Annotated in this window: 14 protein-coding genes, 1 tRNA gene and 1 pseudogene; 5 read left to right on the top strand and 11 right to left on the bottom strand. The window is 64.8% G+C overall.

The window, feature by feature from the left end; genetic code table 11:
* Positions 1-78 precede the first annotated feature (78 nt).
* Positions 79-507, top strand: coding sequence for a PaaI family thioesterase (locus BHK69_RS22890; protein ID WP_069692109.1), 429 nt, complete (start codon positions 79-81; stop codon positions 505-507).
* A 195-nt stretch (positions 508-702) separates the two neighbouring features.
* Here the strand turns inward: BHK69_RS22890 and BHK69_RS22885 are convergent, their stop codons facing one another.
* From BHK69_RS22885 to BHK69_RS22870, 4 genes are all read right to left on the bottom strand, one after another.
* Positions 703-1,545: an NHL repeat-containing protein gene (locus BHK69_RS22885; protein WP_148663549.1), complete on the bottom strand. Its 843-nt coding sequence runs from the start codon at positions 1,543-1,545 to the stop codon at positions 703-705.
* On the bottom strand, positions 1,542-1,988 hold the full coding sequence (locus BHK69_RS22880) for a carboxymuconolactone decarboxylase family protein (RefSeq protein WP_244548292.1): 447 nt from the start codon (positions 1,986-1,988) through the stop codon (positions 1,542-1,544). Before BHK69_RS22880 ends, BHK69_RS22885 begins: the two co-directional genes overlap by 4 nt.
* On the bottom strand, positions 1,891-2,322 hold the full coding sequence (locus BHK69_RS22875) for a MerR family transcriptional regulator (RefSeq protein WP_069692106.1): 432 nt from the start codon (positions 2,320-2,322) through the stop codon (positions 1,891-1,893). Before BHK69_RS22875 ends, BHK69_RS22880 begins: the two co-directional genes overlap by 98 nt.
* Positions 2,323-2,560: 238 nt before the next feature.
* Positions 2,561-3,370: a substrate-binding domain-containing protein gene (locus BHK69_RS22870; protein WP_069692105.1), complete on the bottom strand. Its 810-nt coding sequence runs from the start codon at positions 3,368-3,370 to the stop codon at positions 2,561-2,563.
* A gap of 241 nt (positions 3,371-3,611) precedes the next feature.
* Here BHK69_RS22870 and rplM point away from each other — a divergent pair, with 241 nt between their 5' ends.
* The 3 genes from rplM to BHK69_RS22855 all read left to right on the top strand — a co-directional run bounded on the left by rplM (position 3,612) and on the right by BHK69_RS22855 (position 5,521).
* A complete protein-coding gene (gene rplM / locus BHK69_RS22865) occupies positions 3,612-4,073 on the top strand; it encodes a 50S ribosomal protein L13 (protein WP_069692104.1) in 462 nt (153 codons plus the stop codon).
* A gap of 2 nt (positions 4,074-4,075) precedes the next feature.
* Positions 4,076-4,555: a 30S ribosomal protein S9 gene (gene rpsI / locus BHK69_RS22860; protein WP_069692103.1), complete on the top strand. Its 480-nt coding sequence runs from the start codon at positions 4,076-4,078 to the stop codon at positions 4,553-4,555.
* A 213-nt stretch (positions 4,556-4,768) separates the two neighbouring features.
* Complete coding sequence (locus tag BHK69_RS22855; RefSeq protein ID WP_069692102.1) at positions 4,769-5,521, top strand: SDR family oxidoreductase; 753 nt, start codon at positions 4,769-4,771, stop codon at positions 5,519-5,521.
* 81 nt (positions 5,522-5,602) lie between these two features.
* Here the strand turns inward: BHK69_RS22855 and BHK69_RS22850 are convergent, their stop codons facing one another.
* The 3 genes from BHK69_RS22850 to BHK69_RS22840 all read right to left on the bottom strand — a co-directional run bounded on the left by BHK69_RS22850 (position 5,603) and on the right by BHK69_RS22840 (position 9,480).
* Complete coding sequence (locus BHK69_RS22850) at positions 5,603-6,616, bottom strand: CorA family divalent cation transporter (protein ID WP_083269632.1); 1,014 nt, start codon at positions 6,614-6,616, stop codon at positions 5,603-5,605.
* Positions 6,617-6,701: 85 nt separating this feature from the next.
* Complete coding sequence (locus BHK69_RS22845; protein ID WP_069692101.1) at positions 6,702-8,330, bottom strand: inorganic phosphate transporter; 1,629 nt, start codon at positions 8,328-8,330, stop codon at positions 6,702-6,704.
* Between the two features lie 178 nt (positions 8,331-8,508).
* Positions 8,509-9,480 carry a glycoside hydrolase family 25 protein gene (locus tag BHK69_RS22840; RefSeq protein WP_083269891.1) on the bottom strand — a complete coding sequence of 324 codons (972 nt, stop codon included), beginning with the start codon at positions 9,478-9,480 and terminating at the stop codon, positions 8,509-8,511.
* A gap of 111 nt (positions 9,481-9,591) precedes the next feature.
* Here BHK69_RS22840 and BHK69_RS22835 point away from each other — a divergent pair, with 111 nt between their 5' ends.
* Positions 9,592-10,329: a CDP-alcohol phosphatidyltransferase family protein gene (locus BHK69_RS22835; protein ID WP_069692099.1), complete on the top strand. Its 738-nt coding sequence runs from the start codon at positions 9,592-9,594 to the stop codon at positions 10,327-10,329.
* A gap of 258 nt (positions 10,330-10,587) precedes the next feature.
* Here BHK69_RS22835 and BHK69_RS22830 read toward each other — a convergent pair.
* The 4 genes and pseudogenes from BHK69_RS22830 to BHK69_RS22815 all read right to left on the bottom strand — a co-directional run.
* Positions 10,588-11,364: pseudogene (locus BHK69_RS22830) on the bottom strand (glycoside hydrolase family 25 protein); the annotation flags it as partial.
* Between the two features lie 177 nt (positions 11,365-11,541).
* The gene (gene mgtE, locus BHK69_RS22825) at positions 11,542-12,948 is read right to left on the bottom strand and encodes a magnesium transporter (protein ID WP_069692097.1); all 1,407 of its coding nucleotides are present in this window, start codon (positions 12,946-12,948) and stop codon (positions 11,542-11,544) included.
* A 289-nt stretch (positions 12,949-13,237) separates the two neighbouring features.
* Positions 13,238-13,322 (bottom strand) — tRNA-Leu (locus BHK69_RS22820).
* A 262-nt stretch (positions 13,323-13,584) separates the two neighbouring features.
* Positions 13,585-13,854, bottom strand: a complete 270-nt coding sequence (locus tag BHK69_RS22815) for a FliM/FliN family flagellar motor switch protein (RefSeq protein WP_083269630.1) — start codon at positions 13,852-13,854, stop codon at positions 13,585-13,587.
* Positions 13,855-13,880 lie beyond the last annotated feature (26 nt).

Below are 13,880 nucleotides of genomic sequence, written 5' to 3'. Positions count from 1 at the left end.
GCACCCTGCTATTGTCCGGGCTGGACAGTCATGCTGCAAGGGCAGGAAAGCTCATTCCGAGAGGCGCGCCCGAGCACCATGACCACCCGCATGACCGTCGCCGAACTGGAGGCTTTTCTCGAACAGGTGTTCCCGCAGCTCCACTATGGCGGGCGCACCTATTTCATCGAGGATGTCGGGCCGATGAGCGCGCGCATGCGCTGCGACTATCATGAGCGCCATTTGCGCCCCGGCGGTACGATCTCGGGGCCGACCATGATGGCATTGGCGGATCTGGCGCTCTATGCGGCCATCCTGGCCCAGATCGGCCCGGTCGCGCTCGCGGTGACGACGAGCCTCAACTACAATTTCCTGCGCAAGCCCGGGCAGGCGGCGCTGATCGCCGAGGCGAGGCTGCTCAAGCTCGGCAGGCGGCTGGCGGTCGGCGAGGTCTCGCTGTTCTCGCAAGGCGAGAGCGAGATGGTTTGCCACGCGACGGGGACTTATTCGATCCCCGCCGAGCGCTGAGAGACCTGCGCCCTAGATGCCGTTTTCGATCCGAGGGAAACACGGACCCGTCATTGCGAGAAGCGAAGCGACGAAGCAATCCAGGAGGACGTAGAGTTCTGCCGCTCCTGGATTGCTTCGCGGAGCCTGTACTCGGGCTTGCCGAAGGCAAGACCCGGTGCTCGCAATGACGGTTCAGTCAGGTCGAAAACCGCACTAATCGGGAATTGAGATCCGATAGATCGTCCCGTCTCCCCAGGCGGCGGTCAGCAGGGAACGGCCATCCGGGGTCAGGGTCAGCCCGACCGGGCTCCTCAAGCCCTCCGCAATGGCGCGGTTGCGGCCATCGGGAAGAATTTCGCGAACCGTGGTGCCTCCGTAGTCTACGACGAAAACGCGTCCTTCCCTAGTCATCGCGACGCCCGGACCGGGGGTGGCGAAGGCGGAGCCGGCCTCGATGCGCGTGCCGTCGGGGCGAAGGATCGTAACGCCACCGCCGAGATTCGAGACGACATGGCCGCCGTCCGGCGTTTGCACGGCTCCGACCGGGATGTTCAGTCCGTCGATCACCGCGACGAGCTGCCGGGTTTCTGTCACCGCAAGGATCTGATTGGTGCGCCGATTGGCGATGATCAGCCGTCCCGCACGGTCGAAACTGAGGCCGGCTGGCGTGGCGAGCCCAGTCACATGAACGCTTCGGGCACCATCTGGGGTGAAACGATAGATTTCATCGCGAGAATAGGACGCAACATAGATCGAGTCGTCAGGCCCGATCGTCAGTCCCGATGGGCCGGAGAGCTCATCGGCGAAGGTGGAGCGATTGCCTTGGGGGTCAATCCGGGAGACCCGTCCGGCACTCCATTCCGCGACATAGAGATTCCCGGTCGAATCAAAACCCATTCCGACCGGAGAACTGAACCCGCTCCACAAGGCTTGAGGGCGCGCGGGTGAGGGGCTTTCCTGCGCGATGGACGGCGAGGCGAACGGAGCCGGAAGGGGAGCCAGGGAGAGGGCAGCGAGGCTGCCGGCGATAACGATGCGGACGTTGGACATCATCATGCCGCGCGCTCCCGCCCGGCGTCGCCTCTGGCTGCAAAGACCTCCTTCGCGGCGAAAAGCCCGTTCACCGCGGCGGGAAAGCCGGCATAGACGGCCATCTGAATCAGGACCTCGACGATCTCCTCTCGGCTGACCCCGACATTCAGGCACGCCTCGATATGGACCTTCAATTGCGGTGTGGCATTCCCGAGTGCGGCCAGTGCCGCAATGGTTGCAATCTCGCGGCTTCGGAGATCGAGGCCCGGGCGGGAATAGATGTCGCCGAAGGGGAACTCGATCACGTAGCGCGCGAAATCCGGAGCGATATTGGCGAGCTGATTGACAACCTTCTCGCCGGCATGGCCGTCAATCTCGGAGAGGGCGCGCAAGCCCCTCTCGAACCGCTCGTTTGCGCCGTTCTGTTGCAGCATCATCGTTCTTCTCCACCATGTCGGAGCCGGCATAGCCGGCGATTTTGGTGTCGAGGACGGCAAGGCAGGCCTGAAGCTCGGCGATATGGGTCCGGACCTTGGCCCGGTGCTCCTCCAGCAGGATGCGGCGATCCAGCTGGGTCTCCGGGCCGCGCTCGCGCAAACGCGCATAACGCAGCTTGTCGCGGATCGGCATGCCGGTCGTCTTGAGACGGCCGAGAAACTCGATCCAGACCAGGATGGAGGCATCGTATTCGCGCTGCTGCGAGGAGGCGCGCGATGCGTAGGGCAGCAACCCGATCCGCTCGTAATAGCGGATCGTGTGCGTCGATAATCCCGTGCGCCTCGCGAGGTCCCCGATCTTCATGGTTTGCCTTGTTCGTCGTGACGCTGATCTGGATACAAGTTCGAGCGCACTCTAAGTCAAGGGCCAGTTGCATAGGCGGATTCGGCGCTCGATGCGGCTTTCGCAACCCGCTGGGCGCTGACCTTGGCCGTCATGGTCGGGCTTGTCCCGACCATCCACGTCTTCTTCCGGGCGGGCCTTCACGACGTAGATGCTCGCCACAAGGGCGAGCATGACGGAGAGGGATCGCCCTTGCCGCTCACTTCTGGGGCAGCGGCTCCAGCCCGGTCTTCTTGATCACCGGCGCGGCCTCCGGCGAACCCAGGCAGGCGATCAGCTGCTTCGCCGCTTCCGGCTCCTTCGACCCTGCCGCCAGCCCCGCCGAGAAGACCGTCACGCGCTGGACCTCCTCGGGCAGCGTGCCGACGAAATCCAGCCCGTCGATCGTGACCAGCTCGCTGACCTGCTGGAAGCCGAGCTCGGCCTCGCCGCGCACCACCACCGTGCCGACGCGCTCGCTGAAGATCTTCTTCGACTTGGCCATGACCTGGCCGCTGGGGTCGAGCTTGGGGAACAGCTCCTCGGAGAGATAGGTTCCGCTGGCGCTGGCGGAATAGGCGATCGACTTCGCCTCCAGCAGCGTCTTCTTCAGCGCCTCCACCGTCGAGATGTCGGGCTTGGGCGCGCCGGCCTTGACCGAGAGGCCGATCGCTGAGCGCACGAGATCGACCCGGCTGCCGGGCATGCCCTTGCCGTCCTTGACCAGCTTGTCGAAGGCGTCGCTGGCCAGAATGACGATATCGGCGGGTTCGCCGCGTGCCAGCCGGTTGGGAATGGCGTCGGGAGCGGCCCCCATCGAGGCGCCATAGGCGCTGACAACCTTCTGGCCGATCTTCACCTCGCAGCCGGCGACGAGTTCCTTATAAGCTGCGGTGAAGCCGCCGGAGCTGATGACATGGACCTCCGCCGAGGCCGGCGAGGTGAGAGCGAAGGGCGAGGCTGTGAGGCTCAGAGCGAGCAGGGCGCTGGCAAGCGGTTTCTTGTTCATGGCAAGCGGTTTCTTGTTCATGGATGGTCCTCCTGCCGCATGATTGCGAAAGCTCGGCGCGATGCAACAGGGATCAATTGCGATCTTATGCGGTATCTGGATACCTTTTGCCGCATGTCGTTTGAAAACATGAGTTTTCCCGGCTGTTCGCGCTGACGGATTGCCTTGACATAGCCGCGGCAGCCCCTTAACCACCGCCTCACATCGCCGCCGGGTTCCCGGCGGCTTGTCCTTTTTTCAAGCTAACCGAAGGGGTGCTGCGATGAAGACCATGTCGCTGAAGCCCGCCGACGTCGAAAAAAAGTGGGTTGTGATCGATGCCTCCGGGCTGGTCGTCGGCCGTCTCGCCACCATCGTGGCGATGCGCCTGCGCGGCAAGCACAAGGCCAATTACACCCCGCATGTCGACTGCGGCGACAATATCGTGATCGTCAACGCCGATAAGGTGGTTCTGACCGGGCGCAAGCTCGACCAGAAGGTCTATTACCACCACACCGGCTATGCCGGCGGCATCAAGGAGCGTTCGGCCAAGTTCATTCTCGAAGGCCGCTTCCCTGAGCGTATCGTCGAGAAGGCCGTCGAGCGCATGCTCCCGCGCGGCCCGCTCTTCCGCCAGATCCTCGGCAACCTGCGCGTCTACAAGGGCGCTGAGCATCCTCACGCCGCCCAGTCGCCGGAGACGCTCGACGTCGCTGCGCTCAACCGCAAGAATGCGAGGGTCTGATCATGGCCGAGGTTCTTCAGTCTCTCGAGCAGCTCGGCCAGGTCGCGAAGTCGACCCAGCCCGACGCTCCCGTCCACGTCAAGAAGATCGACGCCCAGGGCCGCGCCTATGCCACCGGCAAGCGCAAGAACGCGATTGCCCGCGTCTGGATCAAGCCCGGCTCGGGCAAGATCACGGTCAACACGCGTGACCAGGAGGTCTACTTCGCCCGCCCGGTGCTGCGCATGGTCCTGCAGCAGCCGCTGCAGCATGTCGATCGCCTGACCCAGTACGACGTCGTCGTCACGGTCAAGGGCGGCGGCCTCTCCGGCCAGGCCGGCGCGGTGCGCCACGGCATCTCCAAGGCCCTGACCTTCTACGAGCCCGAGCTTCGCGGCCCGCTCAAGAAGGAAGGCTTCCTGACCCGCGATTCGCGTGTCGTCGAGCGTAAGAAGTTCGGTAAGGCCAAGGCCCGCCGCAGCTTCCAGTTCTCGAAGCGCTGATCGTTTTACGACGGTCCGGTATGTGGAAGGGCGGCTCGCAAGAGCCGCCCTTTTCGTTTCTATTGCCCTCCCGCAGCCCTCATCCTGAGGAGCGTCGTCAGGCTTAGTCTCGAAGGATGTTCCAGTGCGCTCTGAAGCATCCTTCGAGACGCGAGCCCCTGGCTCGCTCCTCAGGATGAGGGCTGCGGGTGTTTCATTGAAAAGGAGCCTCCCATGAACCGCCCCGTCCTTCTCGTCACCGGCGGCAGCCGTGGCATCGGCGCCGCGACCGCGATCATGGCGGCCAAGCGCGGCTATGATGTCGCGGTGAACTATCAGAGCAACGCCGATGCAGCCGCCGAGGTCGTCGCGGCCTGCGAGGCCGCCGGGGCCAGGGCCGTGGCGCTCCAGGGCGACATGGCGAGCGCGACCGACATCATCCGCGTCTTCGCCGAAGCGAAGGCGGCGCTGGGGCCGCTCAGCCATGTCGTCAACAATGCCGGCATTACCGGCAAGGCGAGCTCGCTCGCCGAGGCCGATACGGGCGTGATCCGTGCCTGCATCGACGTGAACGTCACCGGCGCGATCCTGGTCGCGCGTGAGGCTGCCCGCGCGCTCGGAGCCAATGCCGAGGCGAAGGGAAGGGCGATCGTCAACATCTCCTCAGCGGCGGTCACGCTCGGCTCGCCCGGCGAATTCGTCTGGTACGCCGCCTCCAAGGGCGCGATCGACTCCCTCACCATCGGACTCGCCAAAGAGCTGGCTCCGGCCGGCATCCGGGTCAACGCGGTCGCGCCGGGCATGACGGAAACCGATATCCATGCGATGTCCTCCGGCGAGCCCGGCCGCGTCGCGCGCATCGCGCCGACGATCCCGCTCAAGCGCGTCGCGACGCCCGACGAGATCGCGGAATCGATCCTGTTCCTGCTCTCGGAGGCCTCGGCCTACACGACGGGCGTGATCCTGCGCGTGGCGGGCGGGCGCTAATCGATTCTAAAAGTTGAGAGCATTGCTCATGCGAAAAACCGGTCCCCACTTTTTCGCGCAATGCTCCCGGACGAACGGCCCTCAGCCGATCATGCCACGGCGCTTCAGGAACAGCATGACGGCCCAGGCGGCCGCCAGGCACATCAGCGTGACATAGCTGAAGCCCGCGGCGTCATCGGCCCAGGGCACGCCCTTGGCGTTCACGCCGAAGAGCCCGGTGATGAAGGTCGCCGGCAGGAAGACGGCGGTCAGGATCGAGAGCACATAGAGCTGCTGGTTCGTCCGGTTGGCCGAGCGGGCGGCGATCTCGTCCTGCAGCAGGCGGGCGCGCTCCTGCACGGAATGGACGTCGTGGTGCAAGCTGTCGACCCGCTGCAGCAGGCGCCCGGCGCAGGCCTTTACGGTTTCCGGCGCGGCGCGGCCCGAGCCGGTCTCGGCGAAGCGCCGGAACAGCAGATGCAGGCCGTTGAGCTGCCGGTGCAATCGCACGGAGGTGCGCCGCACCGCGCCGACGCGCTGCGGGCCGTCGCGGAGGCGGTCGCTCAGGACATGGTCCTCGACGCTGTCGATCTCATCGGTGAGGCGGATGACGGCGTCGGTCACGTCGTCGATGATGTATTCGACGATGTGTTCGAACAGGGAGGAGGGCGAGGCGATGGTCTCGCCCTGGTCCAGCGCCTCGACCGTCATGCGGATCGACTGCAGGGCGCCGCGCCGGCCGGTCAGCAGGAAGCGCTCGCCAATGATCCAGTGCAGCGCGCCGACGCTCTCGGACTTGTCGGCGATGTCGCGGATCAGATCGTGCGAGATGCCCCAGGCGAGCTCGGGCGAATGGTCGAGGCGCTGATGGTTGTCATGCGACAGGAACATCGCCTGCGCCGGCAGTGGCAAGGCGGGCTGCTCATCCAGCCAGGCCGCTATGCGGGTGTGGACGAGATCGAGATGAATCCAGACGAAGCCGGTGGCCGGCGAGGCGAGGCCGGGGAGTTCGTCGCGCGAGATCAGGCCAGGATTTCCCGCCTCGTCGAAGCGATAGGCCCAGACGATGCCGGAGCCGGATTGAAGATCGGCATGGGTGGCCAGTGCGATGTTCATGCGGGGCCTGCCCCATCCAATTGCGCTTGAAATGCAAACCGGCGCCGCGAGCGTTGCCGCCGCGGCGCCGGCCTTACGCTCGGCCTCAGAACACCTGACGCAACACCACGAACAGCGTGCCGGAGATCAGGATGGCGCAGGGCAGGGTCAGCACCCAGGCCATCAGCATGTTGCGCACGGTCGACATCTGCAGGCCCGACTTGTTGGCCGCCATCGTGCCGGCAACGCCCGAGGACAGGATGTGCGTGGTCGAGACCGGCAGGCCATAGACGTCGGCGGCTGCGATCGTGGCGGCGGCGACGAGCTCGGCTGACGCTCCCTGGGCATAGGTCAGGTGCGACTTGCCGATCTTCTCGCCGACGGTGACGACGATGCGCTTCCAGCCGACCATCGTGCCGAGCCCGAGCGCCAGCGCCACCACGACCTTGACCCAGAACGGGATGAACCGGGTCGCGTCGTCGAGTGAGGCCTTGTAGGCGGTCATCACCTTGAGGTCCTCGGCCGTGAAGATCTTCTCTTCCTTCTTGTCGGCCTTGAAGATGTGCTTCATCGCCTCGGAGGCGAGATACATGTCGTTGCGGGCGTTACCGACGATCGCGGCCGGGTACTTGGACGGATGGCCAAAGGTCTCGATCTGCTTGACGATCTCCTTGTTCAGCGCCGAGAGCGCCGGGAAGGTCGAGTCGTCGATCGTCCGATTGGAGACATAGCGCGTCACGTTCTGGCGGGGATCGCCGATGATGGAGTAGCCCAGCGCCTTCTGGTCGATCACGGCGCTGGCGGCGATGGCGGTCTTGCGGAAGGTGTCGACATCGCCGGCGGGAATGGCGCGATTCAGCGCATAGGCCGTGGGCGCGCAGCCGATCAGGATCAGCATGATCAGGCCCATGCCCTTCTGGCCGTCATTCGAGCCATGGGCGAAGGAGACGCCGGTGCAGGTCGCGATCAGAACGGCGCGGATCCACAGCGGCGGCGGCTTGTTGCCCTTCGGCTCGGCATAGAGCTCGGGGCTTTTCACCAGGATCTTCAGCGTCAGGAAGACGAGCGCCGCGGCGATGAAGCCGAATACCGGCGAGATCAGCAGCGACTGGCCGATCTCGATCGCCTTGGACCAGTCGACGCCCGAGGTGCCGCTGTTCGAATTGTAGAGCTGGTTGGCGAGGCCGACGCCGATGATCGAGCCGATCAGCGTATGCGAGGAGGAGGCCGGCAGGCCGAGCGCCCAGGTGCCGAGATTCCAGATGATCGCCGCGATCAGCAGGGCGAACACCATGGCGAAGCCCGCCCCGGAGCCGACATTGAGGATGAGCTCGACCGGCAGCAGCGAGATGATGCCGAAGGCAACCGCGCCGCTCGCCATCATCACGCCGAGGAAGTTGAAGAAGCCGGACCAGACGACGGCGACATTGGCCGGCATGGCATGGGTATAGATCACGGTCGCGACCGCATTGGCGGTATCGTGGAAGCCGTTGACGAACTCGAAGCCGAGCGCGATCAGCATGGCCACGCCGAGCAGGATGAAGGGCAGCCAGGTCGTGGCCGGCGTGCCGGCGGACGAGATGTCCTGATAGAGCGAGAACGCCATATAGGCGAGGCCGGCAGTCATCACGCCGGCGAAGAAGGCGAGGGCGCCGATGCCCTTGGGCGCGTCCAGTTTAGGTTTGCCGGCATCGGGAGCGTGGCCCGTGCTGCTGTCCAGCGTCATACTCGTCATCGTACTGCTCCCCGGAGCCCTGTTAAGGTTTCAGGAAGCTGGGCGATTTTGCCGACAATCTGATGACGGAATACGCTGCGATACCAAACTTAGCGTAGCTTTGTTTTGTAGATCAAAGATTTAGATTTACGACTAAAGTCGTACGACTAAGTTGAATCGCATTGCATTTTGGCGGCGATTACTGCGACTGGCCTAGATCGATGCGCGCCGCCATTGATTTGAGGATCCTTGTATCGCTGCCGGTGAGTGGCCGCGGCGGTACCATGCGGGGCGGCGCACCGGCGGCGGCCTTGGACGCTTTCGCGCCAGCGGAGGTCGCGGGCGGCGTGGTCCTCGCCACTTTCGGCTCGCCGCCATGCCATTTCCGCGCGCCGATGTCGAAGCGGCCGGTGCGCCAGGCGGCGAATTCCTGCTCGCTGCCGAAGAAGGCGTTGCGATCGACATCGCCGGGGACGCCGGGGACCTGGCCTGTCGTGGTGAACTGCCAGAACTCCCATTTCTCGCGGTTGTAGCGATGCTTCAGCGGCGCGGCAGTCGAGCGCAGCCAGTAGGGATAGTCGTTGAACTCGCCTTCGAGCACGTCCTCATGGAAGTTGATGTCGGTGTAGATGATCGGCTTCTTGCCGGTATGGGCCTGCAGCGCCACCAGCATCTCGCGGATCTTGGCGAGGGCCTGATCGCGGGAGATCTTGCGGGTGCATTGCGAGCCGTTCTGCCATTCGACGTCGAGCACGGGCGGCAGGGCGTCGGCATCGCGCGGGATGTGCTTCTTGAACCAGCGCACCTGGTCCTTTGCCGAGCGGCACCACCAGACGAAATGATAGGCGCCACGCGGGATGCCGTGCTTCTTCGCCTCGGCCCAGTTGCGCTTGAAGCTCGGGTCGAGATGGTCGCCGCCCTCGGTCGCCTTGATGAAGGCGAAGCGGGTATCGGCGTCCTTGACCTTGGCCCAGTCGATCTCGCCCTGCCAGCGCGAGATGTCGATGCCCTGGATCGCCTTGCGCCTTGCGTCGCGCACGCCAAGATGCGGATCACTGTCGCCCTTCTTCGGGTAGAGCGCGGCGGCGGGCACGGCTGCGCCTATGAGCAGGCCGAGCGTGGCGAGCACAGCGAAGAGGGTTCGTCCAAAAATCGTCGCTCGCGCGGGCATCCACTTCTCCATTAGCCTTTCCAGATGAGAGCGACGTGGTTAAGGCCCGGTTAGAACTTGCTCGCATCCGAATGGCTTGTTTCAGCTTTGGTTAACCGGGGAGGAGCGGCGGTGGAGCCGGAGCCAGGCAGGCAGGGGCGCGCTACGGGGTTGCGCAGGGCGCTGGCCTATGGCGTCCATGTCTTCACGGCGCTGGGCGCGGCGCTCGGGCTGCTCTCGCTGCAGGCCGTGATCGCGGGCGATCTGGCGCAGGCCTTCGGTTGGCTGGCAGTAGCGCTGCTGGTCGATGCGCTCGACGGGCCGCTGGCGCGCAGGCTCGAGGTCAAGGAGCTGGCCAGGCGCTATGACGGGGCGCAGCTCGACCTCGTCGTCGATTTCATCACCTATGTCTTCGTGCCCGCCGCGATGCTGCTGCGCGCCGATGTGATGACGCAGCCCTGGGGGCTGCTCTGCGGCGTCGTCGTCACGCTGACGAGCGCGCTCTATTTCGCCGATACCGGTATGAAGACCGATGATTGGTGGTTCCGCGGCTTTCCGGCGGTGTGGAACATCGTGGTGTTCTACATCGTCGCCTTCGCACCGCCGGTCTGGCTGGCGCTCGCGGTGGTCCTGATCGCGACGGTGCTGATGTTTGCGCCGGTGGTCTTCGTCCATCCGGTCAGGGTGCGGCGCTGGCGCGGGCTGACGCTCACCGTCTTGGTTTTATGGGGCGGGGCGGCTTTGTGGACGCTCTGGCGGGAGATGCGGCCGGACCTGCCGGCAAAAGGCATCCTGCTGATCGCGGTCGCCTATTTCGTTCTGCTCGGCCTGGGGCGTGCCTGGGAAAGGCGCCGTGGGGCCCGGGTTTGATGACCGGGCGGCGACAACGCTCGTCAGCTCCGCTTGGCCCCGTCAGTTCCGCTTGCCGGTGTTCCTTGCCGGAATATGCAACGAGGAGGGCACCGGCTCGATCGCGCCCGGCACGGTCGCGACGGGGGCGTCCTCGGGTTCGACCGGCTCGGGCATTGAGGGCTGGAGCGAGGGAGCGGGCGCCGGCGGCTCGTTGACGATGCTCGGGCTCGGCTGCGCCGGCGACTGGCGGCGCCTGGCCCAGCTGCGCGTGCCGATATCGAACTCGCCGTTGATCCAGCCGATGAACTGCTCTTCGCTGCCGAAGAAGGCGTTGCGGTCGACATCGCCCCTGATGCCCGGCACGCGGCCCGTGGTGGTGAACTGCCAGAACGCCCAGGGCCGGTTGGCGTAGCGCGTCTCGGGCAGAGCCGCTGTTGAGCGGATCCAGTAGGGGTAGTCGTTGAACTGGCCTTCCAGCACATCCTTGTGGAAGGTGATGTCGGTGTAGATCACCGGCTTCTTGCCCGTGAGCTGTTCCAGCTCGGTCAGCATGAGCTGGATTTTCTCCAGCGCCAGCGCGCGGTCGATCTTCTGCGGGCAAGTCCGGGAATGGCCGTTCCATTCGACATCGAGCACCGGCGGCAGCGCGTCGGGGTCGTTGGGGATCTGCTGCTTGAACCAGATCGCCTGCTCATGGGCCGGGCGGCACCAATAGACGAAATGATAGGCGCCGCGCCGCACGCCGGCCCGGCGCGCTGCCTCCCAGTTGCGCTGGAAGGCAGGGTCGACATGGTCGCCGCCTTCGGTCGCCTTCATGTAGACGAAGCGCGTTCCCGCGCCTTTCACCGCAGCCCAGTCGATCTCGCCCTGCCAACGCGAGATGTCGATGCCTTGCACGGCATAGCGATGCGCGGCGGCGACGCCGGGGTGAGGCCGGTTGTCGCCTTTGAGCGGGTAGTTGCCTTCCATCGCGACGCAGCCGCCCAGCACCGCGAGCGCGGTGGCGACAAGGAGGGAGATGGGTTTGCGGCTGAGCATATGGTGCAGGGTCATCTCCCTGAAAATTGAGGAGAAAGCTTGACGTCCGGTTTACGTTACCGGCTTTTCTCAGGCCTTAGCCTAGATCACGTCGCATCCGGACGGAAACGTCCGAATGCGACGTGATCGATTCCAAGAGTTTAGAGCATTGCTCGTGCGAAAAACCGGTACCCCACTTTTTCGCGCAAGGCTCTAACCCAGGCCGAGCCATAATGTCGCGATCCCGAGGAATGCGAAGAAGCCGACGACATCCGTCACGGTGGTGACGAAGGTTCCCGATGCGATCGCGGGATCGATATCGAACCGGTCGAGCAGGACGGGAATCGCGACGCCGGCGCCGGCGGCAGCGATCAGGTTGACGATCATCGCGATGCCGATGACCACGCCCAGTCCCGTGCTCGAGAACCAGATCGCGGCGACGACGCCGGTGATCAGCGCGAAGCCGACGCCGTTCAGCAGGCCCACGATCATTTCGCGGGTGAAGAAACGGCGCAGGTTCCAGGCGCCGAGTTCCTGCGTCGCCAGCGCGCGCACCGCCACCGTCATCGTCTGGGTCGCCGCGTTGCCGCCCTGGCTTGCGACGATCGGGGCCAGGATTGCCAGCGCCACGAGCTGGGTCATCTGCGCTTCGAACAGGCTCATCACGGCTGCCGCGAGGAAGGAGGTCAGCAGATTGATGAAGAGCCAGCGGAAGCGGCTCTTGGCGATCTGCCGGACGGGGTCTGACAGCTCCTCGTCGGCGTCGACGCCGCCGAGCTGCTTGACGTCGTCGTCGGCCGCTTCCTCGATGACGTCGACGATATCGTCGATCGTCATCACGCCGACGAGCCGGCCGGCCTCGTCGATCACGGGTGCGGCGACGAGGTTGTAGCGCTGGAACATCCGCGCGACATCCTCGACGTCGTCGGTCGCCTTGACGACGCGGTTCTCCTCCCCGACCAGCTCGGCGACCGGCACTGGCCGCTTGGTCCGCAGCAGGCGGTCGAGCTGGACGGTTCCGACGAAATGATGCGCGGGGTCGGCGATGAAGATCTCGAAGAAGCGCTCCGGCACATCCTCCGTCTCGCGCAGATAGTCGATGGTCTGGCCGACGGTCCAGAACGGCGGCACCGCCACGACCTCGCTCTGCATGCGCCGGCCGGCGCTGCCTTCGGGATAGTCGAGGCCCTGCTGCAGCGCGATGCGCTCGGAGGGCGTCAGCTTGCCGAGAACCTCCTGCTTGTCCGCCTCGTTGAGGTCCTCGAGGATGTAGACCGCGTCGTCGGTGTCGAGATCGCGCACGCCCTCGGCGACGGTCTGTGCCGACAACTCCTCGAGAATCTCCTCGCGGACGGCGTCGTCGACCTCGGTCAGGGCTGTGAAGTCGAAATCGGCGCCGAGCAGCGAGATCAGGCGCGGGCGCTCCTCGGGATCGAGCGCTTCCAGCACGGCGCCGAGATCGGCCTCGTGCATGTCGGCGACGACGGCGCGCAGCGTCGTCAGGTCCGAGAGCAGGACGGCTTGCGAGATCTGCTCGATCAGCGCTGGGTCGATCGCGCCGTCCTCATCGCGAATCGGGCGCTCGAGCACCGCGTCCTGAGCCGTTTGCGTGTCCGCCATCGGTCCGGCTCCATGGTCTGAGGAATGGTTTGGATTCGAGGGAAGGGCGGCTGCTCTTGTGTCAGTGCCCTCACGCTCTTGCAATGCAGCATGGCGGTTTCACGGCACATTGCTAGCGCTACGGCATCGGCTTGTCCCGAAAACCGGTTCCCACTTTTCGGCTCTCACCAAAGAGTTGGAGCAGGATCGATGCGAAAAACCGGTTCCCACTTTTTCGCATCCTGCTCCAGGCCGGAAACGCAAACGGCGACCCGCGAGGGTCGCCGTTTGTGGGGCTCTCGCCCAAATCTGGTGCGGTCAAGAGGACTCGAACCTCCACGGGTCTCCCCGCTACCACCTCAAGGTAGTGCGTCTACCAATTCCGCCATGACCGCAGCGGCTCGAAAACTGCCGTGTGAACGCGGCAACTCAGGAACGGCGCGGGTCTAGCAAATCGAATCCGCCGCCACAAGAGCGTTTCGTCAAGAATACGTCACGGTCCGGTTTATCCACCTGTTGCTCCCATCGCGAGGAGCGCTCCCCAGAGGCCAGGCTGAGATGAAACGAGCGGTATCAAGGGCCTCGGATCGCTCGATTCATTTCGCGCCAGGCACCTCAGGATGAAGGCTGTGGCGATCAGGAGAATAGTGCAGCCGCTCAGGCCGCCTCTGCCACGCTCTGCAGCGAGTAGACCGTCGGGCGCTTCAGCATCTGGGTGATCTCGACCGAGATCTTGGAGCCGCTGACCACGACATTGCCTTTGGCGAAGGGGTGGTTGTTGGCGAGAATCTGGACTTCCTCGGTCTCGGTCGCGTTGAGCTCGATGATGGCGCCGCGGCCCATGCGCAGCAATTTGTAGATCGGCATCTGGGTCTGGCCCAGCACGACGGTGAGAACGACAGGAACGAGATCAAGATCAGCCTTCAAGTCCTGCCTCCGAAACCCTACTTCAG

Source organism: Bosea vaviloviae (assembly GCF_001741865.1).
In the GTDB taxonomy this organism is placed as follows: domain Bacteria; phylum Pseudomonadota; class Alphaproteobacteria; order Rhizobiales; family Beijerinckiaceae; genus Allobosea; species Allobosea vaviloviae.
This window is presented reverse-complemented; position numbering and strand designations above follow the sequence as displayed.